Annotated in this window: 20 protein-coding genes and 3 tRNA genes; 7 read left to right on the forward strand and 16 right to left on the reverse strand. The window is 57.0% G+C overall.

What is annotated here, in order from left to right; genetic code table 11:
* Nucleotides 1-102 precede the first annotated feature (102 nt).
* The 7 genes from IEV53_RS11000 to gatC all read right to left on the reverse strand — a co-directional run bounded on the left by IEV53_RS11000 (nucleotide 103) and on the right by gatC (nucleotide 6,216).
* The gene (locus tag IEV53_RS11000; RefSeq protein WP_229719838.1) at nucleotides 103-312 is read right to left on the reverse strand and encodes a helix-turn-helix transcriptional regulator; all 210 of its coding nucleotides are present in this window, start codon (nucleotides 310-312) and stop codon (nucleotides 103-105) included.
* A gap of 115 nt (nucleotides 313-427) precedes the next feature.
* Entirely contained in the window at nucleotides 428-1,480 is a 1,053-nt protein-coding gene (locus tag IEV53_RS11005) for a hypothetical protein (protein WP_188426847.1), read from the reverse strand.
* A gap of 47 nt (nucleotides 1,481-1,527) precedes the next feature.
* A complete protein-coding gene (locus IEV53_RS11010) occupies nucleotides 1,528-2,679 on the reverse strand; it encodes a tyrosine-type recombinase/integrase (protein WP_188426848.1) in 1,152 nt (383 codons plus the stop codon).
* A gap of 136 nt (nucleotides 2,680-2,815) precedes the next feature.
* Nucleotides 2,816-2,908 (reverse strand) — tRNA-Ser (locus IEV53_RS11015).
* Nucleotides 2,909-2,996: 88 nt separating this feature from the next.
* A complete protein-coding gene (gene gatB, locus IEV53_RS11020; protein WP_188426849.1) occupies nucleotides 2,997-4,454 on the reverse strand; it encodes an Asp-tRNA(Asn)/Glu-tRNA(Gln) amidotransferase subunit GatB in 1,458 nt (485 codons plus the stop codon).
* The gene (gene gatA, locus IEV53_RS11025; protein WP_188426850.1) at nucleotides 4,451-5,929 is read right to left on the reverse strand and encodes an Asp-tRNA(Asn)/Glu-tRNA(Gln) amidotransferase subunit GatA; all 1,479 of its coding nucleotides are present in this window, start codon (nucleotides 5,927-5,929) and stop codon (nucleotides 4,451-4,453) included. The genes gatB and gatA overlap by 4 nt, the downstream gene beginning before the upstream one ends.
* Nucleotides 5,929-6,216 (reverse strand): Asp-tRNA(Asn)/Glu-tRNA(Gln) amidotransferase subunit GatC, encoded by a 288-nt coding sequence (gatC, locus tag IEV53_RS11030; RefSeq protein WP_188426851.1) that lies wholly within the window; start codon nucleotides 6,214-6,216, stop codon nucleotides 5,929-5,931. Before gatC ends, gatA begins: the two co-directional genes overlap by 1 nt.
* Before the next feature lie 74 nt (nucleotides 6,217-6,290).
* Between gatC and ruvX the strand changes: the two genes are divergently transcribed.
* Nucleotides 6,291-6,773 carry a Holliday junction resolvase RuvX gene (ruvX, locus tag IEV53_RS11035; protein WP_188426852.1) on the forward strand — a complete coding sequence of 161 codons (483 nt, stop codon included), beginning with the start codon at nucleotides 6,291-6,293 and terminating at the stop codon, nucleotides 6,771-6,773.
* A gap of 284 nt (nucleotides 6,774-7,057) precedes the next feature.
* Here ruvX and mqo read toward each other — a convergent pair whose 3' ends face one another.
* Nucleotides 7,058-8,536 carry a malate dehydrogenase (quinone) gene (gene mqo / locus IEV53_RS11040; protein ID WP_188426853.1) on the reverse strand — a complete coding sequence of 493 codons (1,479 nt, stop codon included), beginning with the start codon at nucleotides 8,534-8,536 and terminating at the stop codon, nucleotides 7,058-7,060.
* 155 nt (nucleotides 8,537-8,691) lie between these two features.
* Nucleotides 8,692-9,585 (reverse strand): N-formylglutamate amidohydrolase, encoded by an 894-nt coding sequence (locus IEV53_RS11045; protein ID WP_188426854.1) that lies wholly within the window; start codon nucleotides 9,583-9,585, stop codon nucleotides 8,692-8,694.
* 85 nt (nucleotides 9,586-9,670) lie between these two features.
* Between IEV53_RS11045 and IEV53_RS11050 the strand changes: the two genes are divergently transcribed.
* The 3 genes from IEV53_RS11050 to IEV53_RS11060 all read left to right on the forward strand — a co-directional run bounded on the left by IEV53_RS11050 (nucleotide 9,671) and on the right by IEV53_RS11060 (nucleotide 12,778).
* Nucleotides 9,671-9,745: transfer RNA gene (locus tag IEV53_RS11050), tRNA-Val, on the forward strand.
* Between the two features lie 1,266 nt (nucleotides 9,746-11,011).
* Nucleotides 11,012-11,224 (forward strand): hypothetical protein, encoded by a 213-nt coding sequence (locus tag IEV53_RS11055; RefSeq protein ID WP_188426855.1) that lies wholly within the window; start codon nucleotides 11,012-11,014, stop codon nucleotides 11,222-11,224.
* A 561-nt stretch (nucleotides 11,225-11,785) separates the two neighbouring features.
* Nucleotides 11,786-12,778, forward strand: coding sequence for a bifunctional enoyl-CoA hydratase/phosphate acetyltransferase (locus IEV53_RS11060; RefSeq protein ID WP_188426856.1), 993 nt, complete (start codon nucleotides 11,786-11,788; stop codon nucleotides 12,776-12,778).
* A 71-nt stretch (nucleotides 12,779-12,849) separates the two neighbouring features.
* On the opposite strand, the gene IEV53_RS11065 is transcribed toward IEV53_RS11060, so the two are convergent.
* Together IEV53_RS11065 and IEV53_RS11070 are read right to left on the reverse strand one after the other, a co-directional pair.
* Nucleotides 12,850-13,137 (reverse strand): hypothetical protein, encoded by a 288-nt coding sequence (locus IEV53_RS11065; RefSeq protein ID WP_188426857.1) that lies wholly within the window; start codon nucleotides 13,135-13,137, stop codon nucleotides 12,850-12,852.
* A 310-nt stretch (nucleotides 13,138-13,447) separates the two neighbouring features.
* Nucleotides 13,448-14,656 (reverse strand): mechanosensitive ion channel family protein, encoded by a 1,209-nt coding sequence (locus tag IEV53_RS11070; protein WP_188426858.1) that lies wholly within the window; start codon nucleotides 14,654-14,656, stop codon nucleotides 13,448-13,450.
* Between the two features lie 187 nt (nucleotides 14,657-14,843).
* Between IEV53_RS11070 and IEV53_RS11075 the strand changes: the two genes are divergently transcribed.
* Together IEV53_RS11075 and IEV53_RS11080 are read left to right on the forward strand one after the other, a co-directional pair.
* Nucleotides 14,844-14,918, forward strand: a tRNA-Met gene (locus IEV53_RS11075).
* A gap of 58 nt (nucleotides 14,919-14,976) precedes the next feature.
* Nucleotides 14,977-15,840, forward strand: a complete 864-nt coding sequence (locus IEV53_RS11080; RefSeq protein WP_229719839.1) for a glycosyltransferase family 2 protein — start codon at nucleotides 14,977-14,979, stop codon at nucleotides 15,838-15,840.
* An 11-nt stretch (nucleotides 15,841-15,851) separates the two neighbouring features.
* Here the strand turns inward: IEV53_RS11080 and IEV53_RS11085 are convergent, their stop codons facing one another.
* Together IEV53_RS11085 and prmC are read right to left on the reverse strand one after the other, a co-directional pair.
* A complete protein-coding gene (locus IEV53_RS11085; protein WP_229719840.1) occupies nucleotides 15,852-16,253 on the reverse strand; it encodes a DUF4167 domain-containing protein in 402 nt (133 codons plus the stop codon).
* Between the two features lie 260 nt (nucleotides 16,254-16,513).
* Nucleotides 16,514-17,392 carry a peptide chain release factor N(5)-glutamine methyltransferase gene (prmC, locus tag IEV53_RS11090; protein ID WP_188426861.1) on the reverse strand — a complete coding sequence of 293 codons (879 nt, stop codon included), beginning with the start codon at nucleotides 17,390-17,392 and terminating at the stop codon, nucleotides 16,514-16,516.
* Between the two features lie 32 nt (nucleotides 17,393-17,424).
* Here prmC and IEV53_RS11095 point away from each other — a divergent pair, with 32 nt between their 5' ends.
* Nucleotides 17,425-17,865, forward strand: coding sequence for a hypothetical protein (locus IEV53_RS11095; RefSeq protein ID WP_188426862.1), 441 nt, complete (start codon nucleotides 17,425-17,427; stop codon nucleotides 17,863-17,865).
* Between the two features lie 35 nt (nucleotides 17,866-17,900).
* Here IEV53_RS11095 and prfA read toward each other — a convergent pair whose 3' ends face one another.
* Genes prfA through ispG form a run of 3 tightly spaced genes read right to left on the reverse strand, consistent with a single transcriptional unit; the run spans nucleotide 17,901 to nucleotide 21,386 of the window.
* Nucleotides 17,901-18,965, reverse strand: a complete 1,065-nt coding sequence (gene prfA / locus IEV53_RS11100) for a peptide chain release factor 1 (RefSeq protein WP_188426863.1) — start codon at nucleotides 18,963-18,965, stop codon at nucleotides 17,901-17,903.
* Nucleotides 18,966-18,967: 2 nt separating this feature from the next.
* Nucleotides 18,968-20,212, reverse strand: a complete 1,245-nt coding sequence (hisS, locus tag IEV53_RS11105) for a histidine--tRNA ligase (protein ID WP_188426864.1) — start codon at nucleotides 20,210-20,212, stop codon at nucleotides 18,968-18,970.
* 4 nt (nucleotides 20,213-20,216) lie between these two features.
* Nucleotides 20,217-21,386: a flavodoxin-dependent (E)-4-hydroxy-3-methylbut-2-enyl-diphosphate synthase gene (gene ispG / locus IEV53_RS11110; RefSeq protein WP_188426865.1), complete on the reverse strand. Its 1,170-nt coding sequence runs from the start codon at nucleotides 21,384-21,386 to the stop codon at nucleotides 20,217-20,219.
* Between the last annotated feature and the right edge of the window lie 89 nt (nucleotides 21,387-21,475).

Genomic DNA, 21,475 nt, shown 5'->3' on the forward strand with positions numbered 1-21,475 from the left:
AGATCCTTTTCGCGTTCAGGGACGCAAACTCAGAGAAAGGGAGAAATGTCTGGGAGGGCTGATCGGCGCGGCGTTGAACGAGGCAAGCGCCGCCTCAGGCTGTCAGCGGTAGGATTGGGTCGGGAGCCTCTTGAGCCAGTGCTCGATATCGCCGGAGCGCCATCGGACGCGGCCTCCGCCGACCATGATCGGTAGCGGGATTTGGGAGCGCTTCATGAGGCGATAAATGCTCGATCGGCTGCGATAGCCCGTCATACGGAGCACATCGTCGATCGTGAGGAGAAGATTTAGGTTCGTGTGTTGTGTCATCATGATCCGTTCCAAGTGATGGGGAACGGATCAAACCTAAATCGTGCGACTCACCATGCGTGAGCTTTTACCCAAGAAGATGGAAAGCCATACGGCGTAAAACGTAAGGCATTGGAATTTATATATTCTTATGCACAAATCCATTGCGGATCGTCGCAAGCACACGATTGCGTATTTTGTCGTAAGAATGGTTTTTTCCATTTCCAATGATTTTTTTGATCGTTTCCAAAGGCTTTGGATCTCGGAGATCAGTAACCCAAATCGTTTCGATCTTCCCTTGCCGCTTCGAATCTTCAAGTGCAATGAGGATGTATTCAGCTAATTCATCCAGGGTGTCTTTCGCCCTTTCATTCGGAAGATTCATAATGCTGCGGAGGACAATTTTGAGCTGCTCAGCCGCTTCGCCGATTTTACGGGTTTCCCCAATATAGGCTTCAATGAAGGCCTCGTGCTGATCTTTTGGAATCTCCGCAAACCAGCGCCCGGTTCGCTTTTCAACGGCATCTACTACCTTTTTGTGGCGCACAACTTTCTCGACCAATGCCTTCGATGTGTTGTTCCGGTTCTTCACGTCACAAGGCTGCTCAAGCTTATCTGTCGGCCAAGGCAGTGACCCCGCAACGCGTCGGACCCAAACATCGCCATGATAAGCCGTCCGCCAATAACGATTAATCCAGCGGCGGCGCTCATTAAAGTCTGCACCAGAGAATAACAAAACCCACCAGCGGTTCTGAAAAACGTAGTTTGGAATGATACCCTGCGACGTTTTTGCTTCCCATTCACCCGATCGCAATGCAGCAATTAAGGGGCGCAACTCGGGAAAAGAACTTTCATCCGGCAGGGTAAAAAACGGGATGCGAGAGCGAGTAAAATGAATACGGTCGCACACGTATATTGAAAAAAGGAGCGCGCAAGCTGAAATTACAAAAACAAGAAATATGTTTTTATGAGAAGTTCTGTGAAATATCTCATTGAGAACAAATGCCATCGTAGCTACTAGAAGGAATATCGCTGAAGAAATTGAAACTAGATATCTAACAAAGAAAATATAAGCCATCTGAAGGGTAGATGACTTCGAATAGTCTAATATTCGCCTTTTCCCGTCCGATGGACGATCAGGGTTTACAAAATATCCCCCAACGGTGAAGGCATTTTCCCACGGTGTGATCATGGCCCATTCCGCTCATTTCAGTTGAAAACCGGATCAACCTAAATGATTTATGATTTCGATTGCGAGCAAAACTGGGCCCAAGCATCCATCATCACGCGCCGTTTATCGAGCAAGTTCCCTCGGCGATAAGCAGCTTCGACCTTATTCCCGATCGCATGAGCCAAGGCCATTTCGGCAATATCGCCATCAAAGGTGGTTTCTTCCGCGACCCAGTCGCGGAAAGACGACCGGAAACCATGTGGGACGGCTTCGATTTTGGCGTCTCGACAGATTTTGGTGAGCGTCATATCCGACAGCGGCTTCGCACCTCGCTGTCCTGGAAAGACCAGAGGGCTCCGCGCTTCGCGATAAGTCGCAGCTTTCTGCAGCAGCGCGAGTGCTGAGGATGAGAGAGGGATGACATGCTCTCGGCCTGCCTTCATACGCTCAGCCGGGATCGTCCAGAGCGCATTCTCGAAGTCAATTTCATCCCACGTTGCGCCCCGGACCTCGCCCGAGCGTGTCGCCGTGAGGATCAAGACCGACAGGGCTAAGCGACCGATCGAATCACCGTCTTTGAGATAAGCCAGAAATTGCGGAACCTCCGCATATGGAAGTGCCGCATGATGAATTGGCTTGGATTTGATTCGCGGGAGAGATTTGTCCATAGCTGCGAGCGGCAACGGTAAGGTTCGGTAGCCTTTGCCAATAGCCCAATCCACGACGCTGCCAATGCGCTGACGGACCCGGCGCGCTGTTTCGGGTTTCTCTAGCCAGATGGGAGCGACAACATCGCGCGCATGATGTCCATCGAGCTCCGAGATGGAAAGGTCACCGATGATTGGAAAGGCGTAGCGCTCCAGCGTGGACAACCACTGGGCGCGGTGTTTCTGATTTTTCCAACTCGCCTTGTTCTCGGCGAAGACCAGAGAGACGGCTTCGCGGAATGTGGGAATACCTGCCTCTTTACGGCGCTCTGAGACGGGGTCAATTCCGACCTCGACCTGCATCCGTGTTTTAACAGCACGCTCCCGAGCGAGGGCCAAGGGCACCTTCTTGACGCTGCCTAAGCCGATATCCCGTCGCTTGCCGTTCTTCTGAACCCTGCAAACCCAGGATTTGCTCCCCGAGGGGGTCACGACAAGATAGAGCCCATCGCCATCTCCGAAGCGTCCAGGCTCTTTGGTGGCTTTTACAGAGGTCGCTGATAACCGGCCCATCTATTCCCACACTCCATACCACGCGAGCAGTGGGATACAGTGCAATTTGATGAGTCGGGATGCAACACGAAATGAGAGGATATCCGCAGAAATCTGCCATTTAGGATACAGATGAAAACTAGACAAAAAGGGAGATTGGCGGAGGGGATGGGATTCGAACCCACGGTACGACTTGACATCGTACAACGGTTTAGCAAACCGCCGCCTTCAGCCTCTCGGCCACCCCTCCGCCTAGAGGGACGCAGTTTTCACGGCGTTTGCAGAACTGCTTCTAGGGGGATTTGAACGTCGCGTCAAACCCCCCTTTTGCAGATTTTTTACTCAGCGAGGAGCTTGACCAGAAGCTCGTTCACCATGGCCGGATTGGCCTTGCCTTTCATGGCTTTCATCGTCTGACCAACGAAGAAACCGAACAGCTTGTCCTTGCCGCTCTTATACTCCGCCAGCTTGTCTGCATGCGCCGAAAGAATGGTCCGGATTTCAGCTTCAATAGCGCCCGTATCCGTGACCTGACGCAAACCTTTGCGTTCGACGATCACCGAGGCCGAATCGCCCGTCTCGAACATATCTTCGAGCACTTCCTTCGCGATCTTGCCGTTGATCGTCGAATCCGTGATTAGCGCCAGAAGCTCCATGAGCCCCTCAGCCTTGACCGGGCTCGTCTCGATCGTCGCACCCGTTCTGTTCAGCGCTGCGAAGAAATCACCCAGCATCCAGGTGACCGCCAGACGCGGATCACTGCCCTTGGCCACGGTCTCGTAAAAATCGGCAATCCCCTGCTCGACCGTCAGGACGCCGGATTCATAACGCGAAATGCCATAGGTCTTTTCCAGACGCTCGCGCTTGGCCTCCGGCAGCTCAGGTAGGGCAGCACGCAGGCCCTCCACCCAGTCGCGCTCGATAAGGAGCGGCAGAAGATCCGGATCGGGGAAGTAGCGATAGTCATGCGCGTCTTCCTTGGAACGAAGCGAGCGCGTTTCGCTGCGAACATGATCGAACAGACGTGTTTCCTGATCGACCGTGCCGCCAGCTTCCCAGATCTCGACCTGACGCGCGGCTTCGACTTCAATAGCCTGCATGACATAGCGGATCGAATTGACGTTCTTGATTTCGCAGCGCGTGCGATATTCCTCGCCAGCCTTGCGCACCGAGACATTGACGTCGGCACGCATCGAGCCTTCTTCCATGTTCCCGTCGCAGGTGCCGAGATAACGCAGGATCTGGCGCAGCTTGCGCAGATAGGCCCCAGCTTCTTCCGGAGAGCGGATATCGGGCTCACTGACGATTTCCATCAGCGCCACACCAGCACGATTCAGATCGATAAAGGATCGCGTCGGATCCTGATCATGCATCGATTTGCCAGCATCCTGCTCAAGATGCAGGCGCGTCACGCCGATATGGCGCACCGAACCATTGGCAAGCTCAATCTCGACCTGCCCCTCACCCACAATCGGATGAGCGAACTGGCTGATCTGATAACCCTGCGGCAGATCGGCATAGAAATAGTTCTTGCGATCAAAACGGCTCATCAGATGAATCTGGGCGTTGAGGCCCAGACCCGTGCGTACAGCCTGCGCTACGCACTCGGCGTTGATTACCGGCAGCATGCCCGGAAAACCTGCATCAATCAGGCTGACATGCGTGTTGGGCTCGCCACCATATTCGGCAGAGGCACCCGAAAACAGCTTGGCGTGGCTGATGACCTGCGCGTGGACTTCAAGCCCGACAACAATTTCCCAGGGGCCTGTTGCGCCTTCGATGATATAGCCGCTCATGCGAATGCTCCCGCATGCAAAGCAGGCTTGTGCGTAAAGCCTGCTGCCTTTTCCATGACACGCCCGGCGGCGAACAATGTCTCTTCCTCAAAGTAGCGCCCGATGAGCTGCAGCCCGAGCGGCAGACCGTCATGATCGAGACCAGCGGGTAGCGACAGTGCCGGAACACCAGCCATGCTCGCCGGGACGGTAAAGATATCGTTGAGATAGATCTGTACCGGATCGGTCGGCCGTTCCGAGTGAGCGAAGGCTGCCGAAGGCGCGGTCGGCGTCAGCAGCACATCCACCTTCTCGAACGCATTCAGGAAGTCGCGCTGGATCAGCGTACGAACCTTCTGCGCGCGCAGGTAATAGGCATCGTAATAGCCTGACGACAGCACATAGGTGCCCATCAGGATACGACGACGCACTTCCTCACCAAACCCGGCATGACGCGTGGCCTCATACAGTTCGTCCAGCGTACCCGCATCGACGCGTTCGCCGAAACGGACGCCGTCATAACGGGCAAGGTTGGATGAGGCTTCAGCCAGAGCCACGATATAATAGGTGGGCAGACCGTATTTCGTGTGCGGCAGGGAGACGTCGACAATCTCTGCACCAGCATCACGCAGCCAGGCGATGCCCTGATCCCAAAGCGCGGCGATATCGGCAGGCAGGGTATCGGGGCGGTATTCGCGAGGGATACCGACCTTCAGCCCCTTCACGCCACGCTCAAGGGCGTCTTCGTAACGCGGAACGGGGCGATCGACCGATGTGCTGTCTTTGGGGTCGAAACCAGCCATGGATTCGAGCAGGATCGCGCAATCTTCCATCGTACGCGCCATCGGCCCGGCCTGATCGAGAGAGCTCGCGAAGGCAATCGTACCGAAGCGCGAGCAGCGACCATAGGTCGGCTTGATGCCGGTAATGCCGCAGAAAGCTGCAGGCTGACGGATGGAGCCGCCGGTGTCGGTGCCGGTTGTCCCCAGAGCCAGACCGGCAGCCACAGCAGCAGCCGAGCCGCCCGAAGACCCGCCAGGAACGAGCTTTACATCCGAGTTCTTACGGCGCCACGGATTGGTCACGGGACCAAAAGCCGACGTCATGTTGGTCGAGCCCATGGCGAATTCGTCAAGATTCATCTTGCCGAGAAAAATTGCGCCGTCAGCCAGCAGGTTCGACGTCACCGTGCTCTCATAAGGTGGCACAAAATTGCGCAGGATGTTGCTCGACGCCGTGGTGCGCACACCATTGGTGCAGAACAGATCCTTGATGCCCAGCGGCAGGCCACAGAGCGAAGGAGCGTTGTCGGTCGCAAGCAGCGCGTCGGCCGCACGGGCACCCGCGCGGGCCTGATCTTCCGTAACCGTCACGAAGCTGTTGATCTCGCCATCGAACTTCCTGATCGAGGCCAGAAAATGATCGGTCAGTTCAACGGCTGAGAGACGACGCTCCCTGAGAGCCTTTCGCGCAGAGGCGAGGGTCAGATCATGCATCACTCAACAACCTTCGGAACGGTAAAATAGGGCCCGACACTGTCGGGAGCATTGGCCAGAACCGCGTCGCGCTTGTCGCCATCGGTCACGACGTCTTCACGCAGGCGCGGCACGGCAAGCCCGGTGCCGATCATCGGCGGCACGTCAGTAATATCGACCTCGTTCAGTTGCTCGACCCAGCCCAGGATGCCACTCAGCTCCTGGCGCATGGCTTCGCATTCCTGATCACTGAGGCCAATTCGGGCCAATTTTGCTATGCGCCTGACTGTGCGCGTTTCCAACGACATAAAGGATCGACTTTCCTGAAAGTGAGCGGATAATCCCGACGGTCCAGAATTTAGCGAGATCATAACGCCTTCCCATGAGTCTGTTCAATCCATACGCCCTGCGCGAAGCCTTCCCCCCCGGTCTGCGTCTGCTCGGGATCGACCCCGGACAAAAGACGATCGGCCTCGCCCTGAGCGATGTGACGCTCATGCTGGCCTCGCCCTATAAGAGCCTCAAGCGCGGCAAATTTGGCGAGACAGCGCAGGAAGTGGCGAAGATCGTGCAGCGCGAAGGGATTGGGGGCCTCATTTGCGGGCTGCCTCTCTCGCTCGACGGGTCATTCGGGCCCGCTGCCCGTGCGGCACAGGACTGGATGACCGAACTCTCCAACCGGCTCGATCTGCCTGCCTGCTGCTGGGACGAGCGTCTCTCCTCCAGCGCCGTCAACCGCTTTCTGATTCAAGAGGCCGACATGACCCGTAAACGACGCGCCGAAGTGGTCGATAAAATGGCTGCTGCCTACACGCTGCAATCCTGGCTGGATGCGACTGCGCCCGAGCGGTCAGATCTATTCTGACTGGGTTGGCGATAAGCGCAGAAGCACCTCGAGCACAAAGCACACGGGCCACATGCGATCAGGAGCTGGGCCCGGCAATAAGCTGTCTTATCAACGCACGATTCGTTGCGGCGCCTCTCGCACCGCCCCCTCTCCGCCAAGCAGGCTCGGCGCTAAGGGAAACAATCGCGAGACGATGGGTAGATAGTGCCAGTCCTACCCGCCCCTCTACTCTGGACCCGATAGCGCTGGCTGGCCGGGCTAGGCCATTACGGCTCTTCAGGACCGGTTGAACGGCCGCAAATTCAGATACCGAGAACCTTACCCGTCTTTTCGCGAATGGCGCGGCAGGTGGCTGCGTCCTGACGCAGATCGACGCCGTAGCTGGGGATGATCGTCTTCAGTTTCTCACGCCATTCAGGCAGACGATGGGCGAAATTTTTCGTCACCACCTGCAACGCCACAGAAGCCGCAATCGATGCCCCCGGAGACGCGCCGAGCACGGCTGCCAGGCTGTGATCCTGTGCGCAGAGAACCTCGGTGCCGAATTTCAAAGTGCCTCGACCCTTTTCAGTTTTGATGATCTGTACTCTCTGCCCTGCCACTCCGACGTTCCAGTCATGCTCGCGCGCTGCGGGGTAGAATTCCTGCAGGGCAGCGAAGCGCGCCGATTGTTTTTGCATGACCTGACCGACAAGATAGCGCACCAGATCACGGTTATCGACCATGACATCGAACATTGCCTTGATGTTGTCGCGCGTGATGGAGCGCGGCAGATCCGTCCATTTTCCGGATTTAAGGAATTTGGTCGTGAACCCCGCATAAGGACCGAAAAGCAGATAGGGTCTGCCCCCGATCACGCGCGTATCAAGATGCGGCACGGACATAGGCGGCGAGCCGACCGCTGCCTTGCCATAGACCTTGGCTGTATGACGCTGGCACAAATCGAGGTTGTCAGCATGCAGGAAAAGCCCGCTGACAGGAAAACCGGCATAGCCATGTGCTTCCGGCAGATCAGCACGCTTGAGCAGGTCGAGTGCGGCGCCACCTGCCCCAACAAAAACAAAACCGGCCGAGACAGTTTTCGTCTCCCCGGTAGACGTATTCACCGTGGTCACCCGCCAGCGTCCACCGGGTTCGCGTGAGAGAGCCGTCACCTTATGACGATAATGAAGAGCGACGCCCTGCTTCATCTTGAGCTTCGAGAACAGCACCCGCGTCAGCGTCCCGAAATCAACATCTGTGCCTTCGGTCACACGCGTTGCGGCAAGCTTCTCACCAGATGCGCGTCGGCCCATCATGAGTGGTGCCCATTCCGCAATTTTGGCAGGATCTTCGGTATAGCTCATCGTGTCGAAGCAATGATGCTTCACCATGGCTTCATAGCGGGCACGCAGAAACGCGACATTCTCCGCCCCCCGCACGAAGCTCATATGCGGGCAATTGCGGATGAAGGCAGAAGGATCTTCGATCCAGTTCTTTTCGACCAGATGGGCCCAGAGCTGACGCGACAGATCGAATTCCGTGTTTACATCGAGCGCCTTGGCGATATCGATGCTGCCATCCTTGCGGCGCGTCGTATAATTCAGTTCGCAATAGGCGGCATGCCCGGTGCCAGCGTTGTTCCATGCCTCCGAACTCTCCCTCGCGCAGGAATCGAGCGTCTCGTAGACGCTGAGCGTCAGAGACGGGTCGAGAGAACGGATCAGCGCGGCGAAACTCGCACTCATGACACCCGCACCGATCAGGACAATATCCGGGCGCTCTTCTGGGGAAAGGGTCATGGGGCAAGTCTTCCAGTCTTGTGAAATACCATATGCTTAACCGGCACAACGAAATGTCGTTCCGCCAGCAAGGCACTCTTTGAAACACAGCTTGGTAGCATCAATCGAGCCCCCTTGCTTCGGAATCAGCCGGAGTTGATCGTCAGACCCACCCGTCAGGCGCAGGCGCGCCCGGTGCTCGCTGGCTCTAACCCGCGCGCGAGCGCGATCATTTCCGGCAAGATTCTCTCGAATTGCGCACGCACGGTGCTGAAAGCCGCTGAGGGCTGCACAATCTGCTCATCAAGATAAAGCCCGCGCCCTATCTCCATTTGAATGACATGCACACCGCCCGACGGGTTACCGTGACGCGCGGTTATGTAGCCGCCGGCATAAGGCCGGTTGCGCCCTGTGGAAAATCCCGCCTTCGCCATGCAGGCCGCCACGCCATCCACGATGGACCCGGCGCAGCTTTTCCCATGGAGATCGCCCAGAACGATATCGGGCAGACGCAGATGAGTCAGGCTCGGCATGGAATGCAGATCAATCAGCAGGCACACGCCAAAACGCGCGAGACTGCGCTCTATCATGGCTTCGAGCGCCTCATGATAGGGCAGCCAGCAGGAAGCGATGCGCTCATAGGCTTCGGAAACAGGAAGTTGATGACGGTAGATACCACGCCCTGCCCCGGCGATACGCGCCATCATCCCGAGCCCGTTGCGCACCTTGTCGGTATTGGTGAGGCTACCTTCCGGGAGACGCTCACGAAACATCCCCTGGTCCAGTTCCCAGGCGTAGCGGTTTACGTCGCAATAGGATCGCGGAAATGACGCGCAGAGAAGTGGCACACCATATTGTGGTGCAGAGTCGAACAGCCCATCGACATAGGCATCTTCACTACGGCGAAGGGAGAGCAGATCCAGACGCGACTGCTTCAGGAAGGCCTCAGGATAGTCACGTCCGGAATGCGGCGACGCCATCACCAGTGGTGAGGCAGGGTCGCCCACGTCATGCAGCACAAAATTCTTTGAAAGACAGAGATCTGGCTCCGCCGGAGGGCCATGAGTCATTTTTTTTCCGGTTTGGTGATTTTTTTAAAAAACCCATCTTGCCAGCCCCGTCAACGCCCGCTAAAACGCCGCTCACGGACCGGATGGGCGCATAGCTCAGCGGTAGAGCACTACCTTGACATGGTAGGGGTCACAGGTTCAATCCCTGTTGCGCCCACCATCCGGTCCGTCGAAACCTCCCCCAAATACAGAACTAAAATGCAATCGCCCGCTGTTATGCGATCGCGTTTCGTATTTTAAAGCGCCTGAACCGAGCGATTTTCATTCCCGGGTCAGAGTTGTGTGATCAGCCTGACGATGGTCCGCTGACATTCCACGCCACAGGAATCTCTTTCCTCCCGAGCCACCTTCTTGCGCCACGCGGCCTCCCTCCGGTGAACGGGAGCGTCTGGATAAGCTGCGCGAATAATGGCCCATCTTCATCCCAGCGAGCTTTGTCAGCCATCGCACCAGCAGCGATTCTTTGTGCACGTGCCCGGACAAAAAGCGAAGAGCACATGGCATCACCGCCTCACCCTTGAAATGCGAACTTACCTACCAAGCCGAGAACGCGGCTCCTGAGCCCTACGCACCCCTGCCTGGTCAAATCTGCTTTGAAGGTCTGGCGGATTAGTGCCAGCAACGACGCGCAGAAAAGCTGACACAAGCTCGCCGCACCTCCACGAATATATTGCGCAGATCCAAAACGCGGGATCGGCGCGGGAGGCCTCGAGCAACCCGAAAAGCAGCCGAAAATGCGCAAAAGCAAGGCGATTGATTGTAAGGCCTCAGGCCGCGATACCCGACCTTCGAACTGCAGAAGCAAACATGATTCAACACGACGAAAGCCAGGGCTGGTTTTCGTCGACCACCCGCGCCCATTGCTCTGAGCGCACGCAACAGCACCGTTACCGCTGTTGCAAATTGCAACCCTGCCCAGACGTTCGCGTAATTACAGATGAATCACATAACCGTGATCGTTAAACGTGATTGGTCTCCTCCTCACCTTTGCCTCGGCAAAGGCGCCTGGGCCGAGTTCTGCGCCACAAAGCTGGCGGGACAACCGACGCGGGAGAATTGGACAATCTCGCAAACCAAGATCATGACGATACAGTCATTACGAAACGAGAAGAGATGACAAATAATCTATGAGTCGTTAATAACTACGACAAATAAAGGTCAAAAACACATTATTCATCGGTAAAGACTTACCCTCCCCTCTAAAAGAATCGGTACCTTTTTTGCGTGAATTGGGGGACTGTTTTCAGTGAAGGATACGGGTCTCGACCAATGCAAACGCAAGAAAGTCACTATATTAAATTAAGCCTTTTTCTAGCTAAATCGGATTTTTGGTAAAAAAAACACTTGCAGTTTACTCGTTAATCTACGTTAACTCCCACCCCGCACCGCTTCGTGAATAATGTGAATTTTTTTGTAAGGAACCTGCATGCTGAAAAATTCAATCTTCATTCTCGCCGCGCTCTGTGTCTGGGCAATATCCTCCGCATTGGGAATTGTCTCTCCTTACGGAACCCCGGTTCTGAGCGATTTTCTCGACATGCTTGGCGAGGGCCTTTTCATCGGGGGGCTTCTCTTCATGTTCACCCGCATGGCTGTCGGCATGGTCAAGTCACAGTCTAGCCGCAGGTCGTTACACTGACCGTTCTATCCAGAATGTCTCCCGCGCACTTTAAAATCTGCTGTTACAGCCTGAACGCATCGCCCGAACTCTTGCACCACTAGACCGGCAGAGCTGGCGCCCGCTTGGCCGAACCACCTTCATTGGCTTTCGTACCTGCCTGCATGAGATTATCGAAGGCTTCCCAGTGAAAGCCTGGCTCAAAAGCACTTGCCAAGCGACAGGGCATAGCCCAATGCCGGTGTCATGGTGTTCAGGGCGTCAAGCCTGGCGTGAGTGTCGGTAACCACCGCGACATGACTTCCGGACCCGATTCACGGTTTGATCACAAGCTCAAGAAAAGCTGATCCGCCGCTATTGCAGTGTGTCTGATATGAAGAGCCCATGCAGAGTGCTGATCACGCCATAATCCTGCGCCAAACTCACCCCCTGTCGCAGGGCCTGTCGGCAGCGATGGTGGGGTCTGCAGCTTCTCCCGATCCGCTCAGCTGTTTCCCGCATCCAATTTCCGCTCGTCAGCAATGGGGAGCGTCTCGTGCTCCTGCGTCTGACGAATGATCCTGTATCAGGAGCACCAGACTCATGCCCTCAAGCACAACCAATTCGAAGCCAGCATCGTCTGACGACAGGCTCTCATCCATTTTCCCCGAACAGCATGCGCTGATGCGCGCCCTCGTTACCAAGGCGTCCCAGCTTGGCCCCGTACCCTACGCCATTGTCTGGCCCTGCAGCAGCCATGCACTTGGTGGCGCCGTCGAAGCTGCGCGTCATGGCATCATTGTGCCCATACTCGTCGGCGATCGCGAGAAGATCGAGAAAACAGCGGCGCAGTACGGCCTCGACATCGAGGGAATGCGCATCGAACAGGCTGCAACCCCTGAAGCTGCCGTAAAGCATGCTGTTGCGCTCGTGCATGAAGGCGTCGTGCGCGGTCTCACCAAAGGGAGCCTGCACACCGATACTTTCATGGCTGGCGTTATCAGGCAAGAGAGCGGACTGCGAACGAAGCGGCGCATGAGCCATGTCTTCTGTATTGCCGTGCCCGATTACCCCGACCTGCTTCTGGTCTCGGACGCCGCCATCAACATTGCGCCTGTTCTCACAACCAAGCGTGATATCGTGCAGAACGCCATCGATCTGCATCACGCGCTCGGTCTGGGCACACCCCGTGTCGCCCTGCTTTCGGCGGTGGAGACGATCAACACCAAAATTCAGGGCACGCTCGATGCTGCGAGCCTGTGCAAGATGGCTGACCGCAAGGAAATTACCGGCGGTGTGCTCGATGGCCCCCTGGCCATGGACGTTGCCGTCAGCTTTGAATCGGCCGAGATCAAAGGTGTCGAGTCCCCTGTCGCGGGCCGCGCTCAGATCCTCATCGCTCCCGATCTTGAGTCAGGCAATATTCTCGTCAAGACGCTCGCGTTTCTCGGCAAGGCTGCGACGTCGGGAATCGTGATTGGGGCGAAAGTACCCGTATTGCTGACCAGCCGCGCCGATGATGCAACGGCACGCCTCGCCTCAGCGGCAATCGGGGCGCTCTATGCTCGTCATCTCGACGAGCATACTGGCGACTGAAAAGCGGGATCAGCAGGAAACCCTGACATACGTCCCGCACGGGGCGCTCATAAGCGCCCCGTTTTCAATTTTCACAGACGCCCAGCGAGCCAGCTCTCCTGAGGCAAGGTAAAACCGTGCCAGGCTGCCGCGCCCATCTCCATGGCATTATGCGGCACATATTTCGTGACCATAAGCTTCGCGTCTGGCGGCAGAAGCTTCGCCAGGACATCGCGCAGATCTGAAATGATCAGATTGGACGCAATGATCCAGAAATTATCGATTTCATGGAAAACTTCACCAAAGCCAGACAGCTTCTGTTCGACGGCGTCGTAGGATTCGCCTTCTTTTCTTTCATAAACAACGAGATAGGTGGTCACGTATGGCACTCCCCTAAGTGTGATCTGAGCATATTATCGGTTTTGTACCCAATATTAACACCCGCAGACCGGCTCCAGTCACTACAGTGAAATTATTAACATACTGATTTGGTGAGATAAGTCATTAGAAAGGCTCGGTATCCGGACAGAAAACCAAAAACCGGATCATCAAAGAATATGACATTCTCATGAAATAAATGCCATACAGGCGCCCGGTTTCGCGTATGTCTGTTTCCTTAGGAGACAGGATAAATGACGATTTTCGAACTTCACTGGCACAGCGTCAAAACCTTCATGAGACGCTTTTTTCTCAAAGATCTGCGCCTCCCCGAGGCATGACCGTTCCTGGCCCCATATAAGAGCCGGGCGGCGGCCGGTCGATTGGTGGTGAGATGGCATCGGCACTGGGCCAGGCCTCCTCACCCGGCCGCGGAGGCACCACAGCAAAACGCGATCTCGGCAGGGCCTCGGGGCACTCGGCACGCATGCGCAAAATGATCTTTTCCCGGATATCGCAGCGCAGATCCCAACTCTGCAGGGCGTTGCGGGCGCTGGCAATGATACGGATCTTCAATGTCTGCGCATCGCAATCGGCCACCTGACAATCGAATACCTTGCCGTCCCATAACGGGCAGGTCTTGATGATTTCGCCAAGGAAACCGCGGATCGTCTCAATTGGCGCCTCATAATCGACGTAGAGAAACACGACGCCAATGATGGCCGCCGAGTTATGCGTCCAGTTTTCGAAACGATTTTCCAGAAAATAGGAAATCGGCACGATATGGCGTCGCCAGTCCCAGACGCGCAGCACCACATAGGTGGAGGTAATTTCCTCAACCCATGCCCAGTCCCCATTAATAATGATCAGATCTTCCATGCGGATCGGCTGGGTGATGGCAATCTGCACCCCTGCGAGAAGGTTGGTTAGCAACCCGCGCGCAGAAAGACCGACCACGAGAGACGCGGCGCCTGCAGACGCAAAAAGCGAGACGCCATATTGCCGTACTGAATCGAACGTCATGAGTGCTGCTGCAACGGTCACGATTCCGACCAGTATCTCCGTCAGCCGCCTGAGCACCCTTATCTGTGTCTGATGGGTGCGGATCATGATGTCGTCGGAATGATCGCGCGACGTGATCCGCTGCAGATAGGCCTCTGTCATGATTCTGAAGGCAACAATGGCCGCATAGCCGACCATCAGAATGCCCATGAAGAGCAGAAGCTTCTGCAGGAGCTGGGTGGTTTCCCACGTGAACCCAGACGCTGCAGGCAATGCCGAGAGAAGCACTGCAAGCACAACCATCACCCTTACCGGTCGTCTCATTGCCAGAATGATCTTGCGCAGCACGGCGTCTTCGCGATTACCGAAGATACGCAGAATGATCACCGAAACGAGCTTGCTGGCGTAGAAAGAGACCGTCGCCAGCACGATAAGCATGAGAATGGAGACCAGCTGCGCAGGCAGCCAGTCGAAATAGGAGCGCAGGGCGAAAAGGGAGCTGAGAAACTGCTGCTTCAAATCTGAGATCCAGATCCTTGAGAGGGATGAGGCCTGTCGGGCAGGTCATGCAACGCATCGTCTAACCCATTGGTGCACAATGCCACAGAGTGCCAAAGGCTCAAAAACACGATGCGCGCAAAAACCTTTCCTCAGAGTGTTGACACATCCGCCCAACCCTTTTAATTCCACGCCCACCGGTCGCGATGGCGGCGTAGCTCAGCGGTAGAGCAGGGGAATCATAATCCCTTGGTCGGCGGTTCAAATCCGTCCGCCGCTACCATCCGACCGGTTCTCTCCCTCTGATAGACAGATCTGCCGCGCACGAGCTAGAAATGCTCATGAGAGCACCGATCGCTGCCGTTACCATGGTCTATAACGAACCGGTCTTCCTGCCGGTCTGGCTGCGTCACTATGCAGGTCTAGTGGGCATGGAGCGGTGTTATGTCATCGACCATGGGTCTGATGACGGCTCGACTGACGCCCTGCCCTGCAACCGCCTGCGCATTCCTCGTTCGCCCCAGAATGACGCCCAGCGTACCCGCGCAATCAGTGCGCTCTGCGCGGGCCTGCTCGAGTGGTATGAAACGGTGCTGTATTGCGATGTCGATGAGATCATCGTGGCGGATCCAGCCTGTTTTCCCTCGCTTGACGCACTGGCAGCGTCTCGTGCTGCGCTGTGTCTGACGGCAACAGGATTTGACCTCATTCATCATGCGGATCAGGAACCCGACCTCGATTTCGATCATCCTCTTTCGCTGCAACGCAGTTCGCTGCGTTTATCCGCTGCCATGTGCAAGCCATGCCTGATCAGGGCGCCCGTCACCTGGTCACCCGGTTTTCACAGCGTGAAAGAAGTCCTGCCGAACCCCGATCCGGCGCTCATGCTGTTCCATCTGCGCTATAGCGATCTCAGGGAGGGGTTGAAACGGCTTGCTCGAACTCGCGAACAGGCGTGGTGCAGCGAAGAGGCCGGCACCCATCAACGCATGACCAACGAGGCATGGCGTGACATGCTGGCCGGTATGGGTGGGTTGACGGTCGAAGAGGCAACGCTTCTTGAAGATGATCCTTCCCTGACACCTTGGCGTGAGCGCCTTGTCAGGGAGGGGCTAGAAAGGGCCGAAGACCCCTATCCTATCGATCTGAGCCTATCAGGTGACAGGCTCTGGCCCTTGCCTGAGCGGTTCAAGGGCCTGTTCTAGAAATCTGCGCGTTATTCAGCGGTCTCTTCGACCTGCTCTTCGCTGTCATTTTCGGCACCCGACTCATCGCTCTGACGACGGTCTTCTTGCTCCTGCTGGCTGCGTGTACGCTGCTGATGACGCTCCTGGCGCTCCATCTGGCTTTGCTGGGCGGCCTGCGTCATGGCGTTCAGAATGCGGAAATAATGCTCGGCATGCTGGAAATAGGCTTCTGCCAGAATACGATCGCCAGTGCCCGTCGCATCGCGACCAAGCTGAAGATATTTCTCGAAAAGCTGTTGCGCGGTGCCGCGCACCCGCATGTCAGGGCCATTGCTATCGAAGACATGGTTGCGATTCAGAGGCGTCTGACCATTGGATTGACGCGATCCGCCACCGCTCGGGCGATGGTGACGGCTTCTCATACGTTTCATGTTCATGGATCCGCGTAGCACTTTCGTATTCGCAATCCCGATCCGTCACCAGAAGGATCCAAGCGATTGCAGGGAATGAATGACCCTTGGTTTGTCTCATGACGGCCGGATTACGAGATCAGGCCAGTAATCCGCTCAGCTCAATCATCAAGATCATTGCGAGGGGCGGAAAACGCCTTGCCGTGTCGGTGAACGTCACCGCGACCCGAGCAAGCCGTTCTTCGGAAAATAGCAAGCTTACGCCATTCTGCCAATGGTTTTCATGCGTCAGACTGCGACGGAACGAAAGAACGCTCAAAACATAACGCTCTGATGATCCCGCCGAGATCAGCCTTTGCCTCAACGAGCACGAAGCCTGCACTTCCTGCCAGCGCGATGACATCCGCCTCCTGCCCCTGCCCTATCTCGAAAATCAGCACCCCCTTCGGAGCGAGATGGGCCACGGCCTGAGCAATGATCAGCCTATAGGCATCGAGCCCGTCTTCTCCGGCGATGAGTGCACGCGCTGGCTCATGGTCGCGCACCTCGGGCATCAGCCCTGCAAGATCGCCCGAACGGATATAAGGCGGGTTACTGATGATCACATCGTATTGCCCGCTAAGCGCTGAAAACCAGTTGCCGGCAAGAAAACCGGCGCGGCTGGCCAGCGCGTTACGTTTTGCATTGGCATGGGCAAGAGCCGCGGCATCAGGAGAAAGATCGACACCGACACCATAAGCCTGAGCGTATTCGCTCAACGCGGCCAGAAGCAGACAGCCCGTTCCAGTGCCAAGATCGAGAATAGAGCGAATTCGCGTTTTGTCCGGTCGCAGGTTCAGTAAGGCTTCGATCAGGGCCTCACTATCACCGCGCGGAATGAGCGTGTCCGATGAGACCGATAATGTCAGGGTCCAGAACCCGGTCTCGCCCTCAATCAGCGCCAGTGGTCGACGCGTGCAGCGTTGCGCAAGCCCCGCTTCGAGCCTTGGCGCTGCCTCTCCTGGTAGTGTGTCGAGCGACAGCAACCCTGACGCCTCACACCCGATCGCCCAGCAGACAAGTCGGCGTGCCTCCATTCGCGGGGCCTCTATGCCTGCCTTTTCCAGAGACGCTGCCGTCTCAATCAGCACATCCCTGAGGGCGCGTCGATTACCGCTCACTCTTTTCTCCTGAAACGTCTTATAAAACAGGAATGAGAAAGATTTTCTTCCTGCTCGCTGCCGTGAGCGGCATCAGCCCGGGTATCGCCCTTGCCGAAAGCTTCACTGTAACGGACGACCGCGCTCCCATCGAGGTGTCTGAAATATCGCGACTCTATATTGATGGGACACTTGCCGCGACGTTTCGTCTTGATGACAAGACACCCAGCCTGACGAAAAAAATCGAAATCCCGCTTGGGCGCGTCAATCACAGCTATGCGCTCTGCGGCCAGATTACGGTTATCAACGCCGAAGGGCGCTCCGAGACGCACCAGGTCAGCAGCGAGGGCACGCTGAGCCATCCCGAAGGGCACCATCTGGTCGCGCTTGGCGATGAAGGCTTTACCGACTTCTTCCTGCGCGATCCGTCCGACCCCAATGTAGCCAGACATCATCCGGGCCACGCGGAGATCTGCGCCTCTCCGGTGAGCTGAGCCAGAGAACGACCCGAAACCGGGGGAGGACTGGTTCAGCTCAGCCCCTCGGCTGCAAGTAGCGCTGTCTGCTCTTCCTGAGCCAGCGCATCGACAATCTCGTCAAATTCCCCAAGCATCACGCGATCAATCTTGTGCAGGGTCAGGTTGATTCGGTGATCCGTCACCCGCCCCTGTGGGAAATTATAGGTGCGGATACGTTCAGAGCGATCACCCGTGCCAACCTGTGATTTGCGATCTGCGGCGCGGCTTGCGTGAGCCTCGGCGCGCTGCCTCTCATAGAGACGCGCCCGCAGGATCTTCATCGCCTTGGCCTTGTTCTTGTGCTGGCTTTTTTCTTCCTGCATCGCCACCACAACGCCACTCGGCATATGGGTGATACGCACAGCGCTTTCGGTCTTGTTCACATGCTGCCCGCCCGCGCCCGAGGCACGGTAAACATCGATGCGCAGATCCCCCTCATCAATCGCCACATCCACTTCTTCCGCTTCGGGAAGAACGGCTACGGTAACAGTTGAGGTATGGATACGCCCCTGGCTTTCGGTTGCAGGAACACGCTGTACGCGATGGACCCCCGATTCGTATTTCAGGCGGGCGAAGACCGACCGACCCGAAATCGTCGCGACACCCTCGCGAAGCCCCGACAGGTCGCTCTCGTCATACTCCATGATCTCGAAACGCCAGCCATGCAGATCAGAGAAGCGCTTATAGGCGCCGAACAGCTCTGCAGCGAAAAGCGCGGCCTCATCACCACCCGCAGCGGGGCGGATTTCAAGAATGGCGCTGCGCTCATCGGCTTCGTCACGCGGCAGAAGCGCCAGACGGACCTGCTGGTGCAATCCTTCGAGCTGCCCCTCGAGTGCGTCGATTTCGCCCTGGGCCAGTTCACGCATCTCGGGGTCATCGAGCAGGGCCAGAGCGTCACTGCGTGCAGCGTCGGCGCGACGATAGGCCAGAATGGAAGAGACGACAGGCTCCAGTTCGGCAAACTCGCGCGACGCCCTGACGAAGTCGTCGCCCTGGATCTCGCCGCTGGACATCAGCGCCTGCAATTCATCCGACCGGGCGACAATACGCTCCAGCCTGTCGTCAAGAGCCACGATCAGACAGCTTTCAGGAAATGATCCGCCAGAGAAGCGAGTGCGATTTCAACCTGCTCACGCCTGCCCAGATCGCGCACCGTCACGGCGCCCCGTGCCAGCTCGTCTTCGCCCACCAGAACCATATGGGCGGCGCCCGATTTGACCACGCGCTCCATACGCTTCTTGAGCGAAGAACGTGTTTCCAGCTCGGCGGCGAAACCGGCCTGACGCAGCGCCTGAACGGCGGTGACCGAAGCGGGCAAGGTGGAGTCACCCGTGGGCAGAACGGCAATTGACCGAGCCTGTTCGGGAGCGCTGTCAATCAGCAGGGCCAGACGTTCGATACCACCAGCCCAGCCGATAGCAAGGGTTGCCGGGCCACCCATCTGGGCCACAAGGCCCTCATAGCGGCCACCAGCCAGAACCGTGCCCTGTGCGCCAAGGCGATCGGTCACGAACTCGAAGGCGGTGTGGCTGTAATAGTCGAGACCGCGCACGATATGCGGGTTCTCAACAAAGCTCACACCGAACAGATCAAGCTTGCGGCGCAGGTCATCCCAGAAATTGCGGGAGAACTCGTTCAGATAGGCGCCGAATTTCGGAGCCTCCTCGAGCAATGCCCGGTCCTGCGGCGATTTGCTGTCGAGGATACGCAGGGGATTGGCTTCAAGTCGGGCGCGGCTTTCATCAGAAAGCGCGCTTTCATGCGCCTTGAAATAGGCGACGAGCGCCTCGCGCCAGGCCTGACGGCTCTCAAGATCGCCCAGCGTGTTGATTTCCAGCTTTACCGCATCACCAAGACCCAACGCCTTGAGAATGGCATGAGCCATAGCGATGGTTTCGGCATCCATCAGCGCATCGGTCGCCCCAAGAAGTTCGGCGCCGATCTGATGGAACTGGCGGAAGCGCCCTTTCTGCGGACGCTCATAGCGGAACATCGGTCCCTGATAGAAAACGCGCTGAGGCAGGGCCTGGGTCAGGCCGTTCGTCACGAAAGCACGGCAGATCGCCGCGGTACCCTCGGGGCGCAGGGTCAGGCTGTCGCCGCCACGATCCTCGAAAGTGTACATCTCCTTCGTCACGACATCGGAAGTATCGCCGAGCGTGCGCGAGAAGACACGGGTATCCTCGAAAATCGGAGTCGACCATTCCTCATAGCCGTAGCGGCGCGTGATCTCACGCGCCGTTTCGACAACATGAGCATGGCGACGGGCCGTGTCGCCAATCAGGTCATGCGTGCCACGAACCGGTTGAAGCTGGCTCATCTACTCAGACACCTGCCGATGCGAGAGCGGCCTCAGCCTGCTGGGCGGCTTCCTGCTCGGCCAGTTCGGCCTTCTCGGCTTCGATCTTCGCGACGCGCTCTTCGACGAGATCGACGATGTGTTCGATCATGTCCTGGCCCTCGTTCAAGCGATGGTCCTGCTTGCCTGCCGAATAAACCATGTGACGACCGGCGCCACCGCCGGTGACACCGAGATCGGTCATCAACGCCTCACCGGGGCCATTCACGACACAGCCAATGATCGACAGAGTGAGAGGCGTCTTGATGTGCTGCAGACGATCTTCGAGCGTCTGCACCGTCTCCACCACGTTGAAGCCCTGTCGCGCACAGGACGGGCACGAAATGATCTTCACACCGCGATGACGCAGGCCGAGGGATTTAAGAATATCCCAGCCGACAAGCACTTCCTCTTCCGGAGGCGCAGAGAGCGACACACGCATGGTGTCACCCACACCGGCCCAGAGCAGATTGCCCAGACCGATCGACGACTTCACGGTACCTGCGCGCTTCGATCCGGCCTCGGTGATACCGATATGCAGGGGATGGTCGCACACTTCGGCAAGCTGTTGATAGGCCGCAACCGCCATGAACACATCAGACGCCTTAACGCTGATCTTGAATTCATGGAAATCGTGATCCTGCAGGATCTTGGCGTGTTCGAGCGCGCTCTCTACCAGCGCATCAGGGTTGGGCTCACCGTATTTTTCGAGCAGATGCTTCTCAAGCGAACCTGCATTCACACCGATACGGATCGAGCAACCATAATCGCGCGCAGCGTTGACAACTTCACGCACACGCTCGGCGCTGCCAATATTGCCCGGATTGATACGCAGACAGGCTGCCCCGGCCTTCGCCGCCTCAATGGCGCGCTTGTAATGGAAATGAATGTCGGCAACGATCGGCACATTCACTTCGCGCACGATTTCGGCGAGAGCGGCGGTGCTTTCCTCATCTGGGCAGGAAACGCGCACGATATCCACACCGGCGATTTCCGACAGGCGGATCTGCTCGATTGTTGCCTTGGCATCGGACGTCAGGGTGTTGGTCATGGTCTGGACCGAGATCGGCGCATCCCCGCCGACTGCCACCTTGCCAACATGAATCTGACGGGACTTGCGACGTTCGATATACTGGTAAGGGCGATATCCGCTCATAATCTCGTCTCCGTAACGGAAAGACAGCGCGGGTCCCGCCCTGTTCTCCGGGGAAAGCACCGGAACCCCAGTCCCGTGTCACTCACCCA

This window comes from Asaia siamensis (assembly GCF_014635085.1).
GTDB lineage: Bacteria > Pseudomonadota > Alphaproteobacteria > Acetobacterales > Acetobacteraceae > Asaia > Asaia siamensis.

Bases quoted from the DNA above. Each gene is read 5' to 3' on its own strand.
- gatC (WP_188426851.1), bottom strand. From the start codon at position 6,216: ATGTCGTTGGAAACGCGCACAGTCAGGCGCATAGCAAAATTGGCCCGA.
- IEV53_RS11060 (WP_188426856.1), top strand. From the start codon at position 11,786: ATGCCCTCAAGCACAACCAATTCGAAGCCAGCATCGTCTGACGACAGG.
- IEV53_RS11055 (WP_188426855.1), top strand. From the start codon at position 11,012: ATGCTGAAAAATTCAATCTTCATTCTCGCCGCGCTCTGTGTCTGGGCA.
- hisS (WP_188426864.1), bottom strand. From the start codon at position 20,212: ATGAGCCAGCTTCAACCGGTTCGTGGCACGCATGACCTGATTGGCGAC.
- IEV53_RS11045 (WP_188426854.1), bottom strand. From the start codon at position 9,585: ATGACTCATGGCCCTCCGGCGGAGCCAGATCTCTGTCTTTCAAAGAAT.
- gatA (WP_188426850.1), bottom strand. From the start codon at position 5,929: ATGCATGATCTGACCCTCGCCTCTGCGCGAAAGGCTCTCAGGGAGCGT.
- gatB (WP_188426849.1), bottom strand. From the start codon at position 4,454: ATGAGCGGCTATATCATCGAAGGCGCAACAGGCCCCTGGGAAATTGTT.
- IEV53_RS11080 (WP_229719839.1), top strand. From the start codon at position 14,977: ATGAGAGCACCGATCGCTGCCGTTACCATGGTCTATAACGAACCGGTC.
- IEV53_RS11005 (WP_188426847.1), bottom strand. From the start codon at position 1,480: ATGATCACACCGTGGGAAAATGCCTTCACCGTTGGGGGATATTTTGTA.
- IEV53_RS11000 (WP_229719838.1), bottom strand. From the start codon at position 312: ATGATGACACAACACACGAACCTAAATCTTCTCCTCACGATCGACGAT.
- IEV53_RS11010 (WP_188426848.1), bottom strand. From the start codon at position 2,679: ATGGGCCGGTTATCAGCGACCTCTGTAAAAGCCACCAAAGAGCCTGGA.
- ispG (WP_188426865.1), bottom strand. From the start codon at position 21,386: ATGAGCGGATATCGCCCTTACCAGTATATCGAACGTCGCAAGTCCCGT.
- ruvX (WP_188426852.1), top strand. From the start codon at position 6,291: ATGAGTCTGTTCAATCCATACGCCCTGCGCGAAGCCTTCCCCCCCGGT.
- IEV53_RS11085 (WP_229719840.1), bottom strand. From the start codon at position 16,253: ATGAAACGTATGAGAAGCCGTCACCATCGCCCGAGCGGTGGCGGATCG.
- IEV53_RS11095 (WP_188426862.1), top strand. From the start codon at position 17,425: ATGAGAAAGATTTTCTTCCTGCTCGCTGCCGTGAGCGGCATCAGCCCG.
- mqo (WP_188426853.1), bottom strand. From the start codon at position 8,536: ATGACCCTTTCCCCAGAAGAGCGCCCGGATATTGTCCTGATCGGTGCG.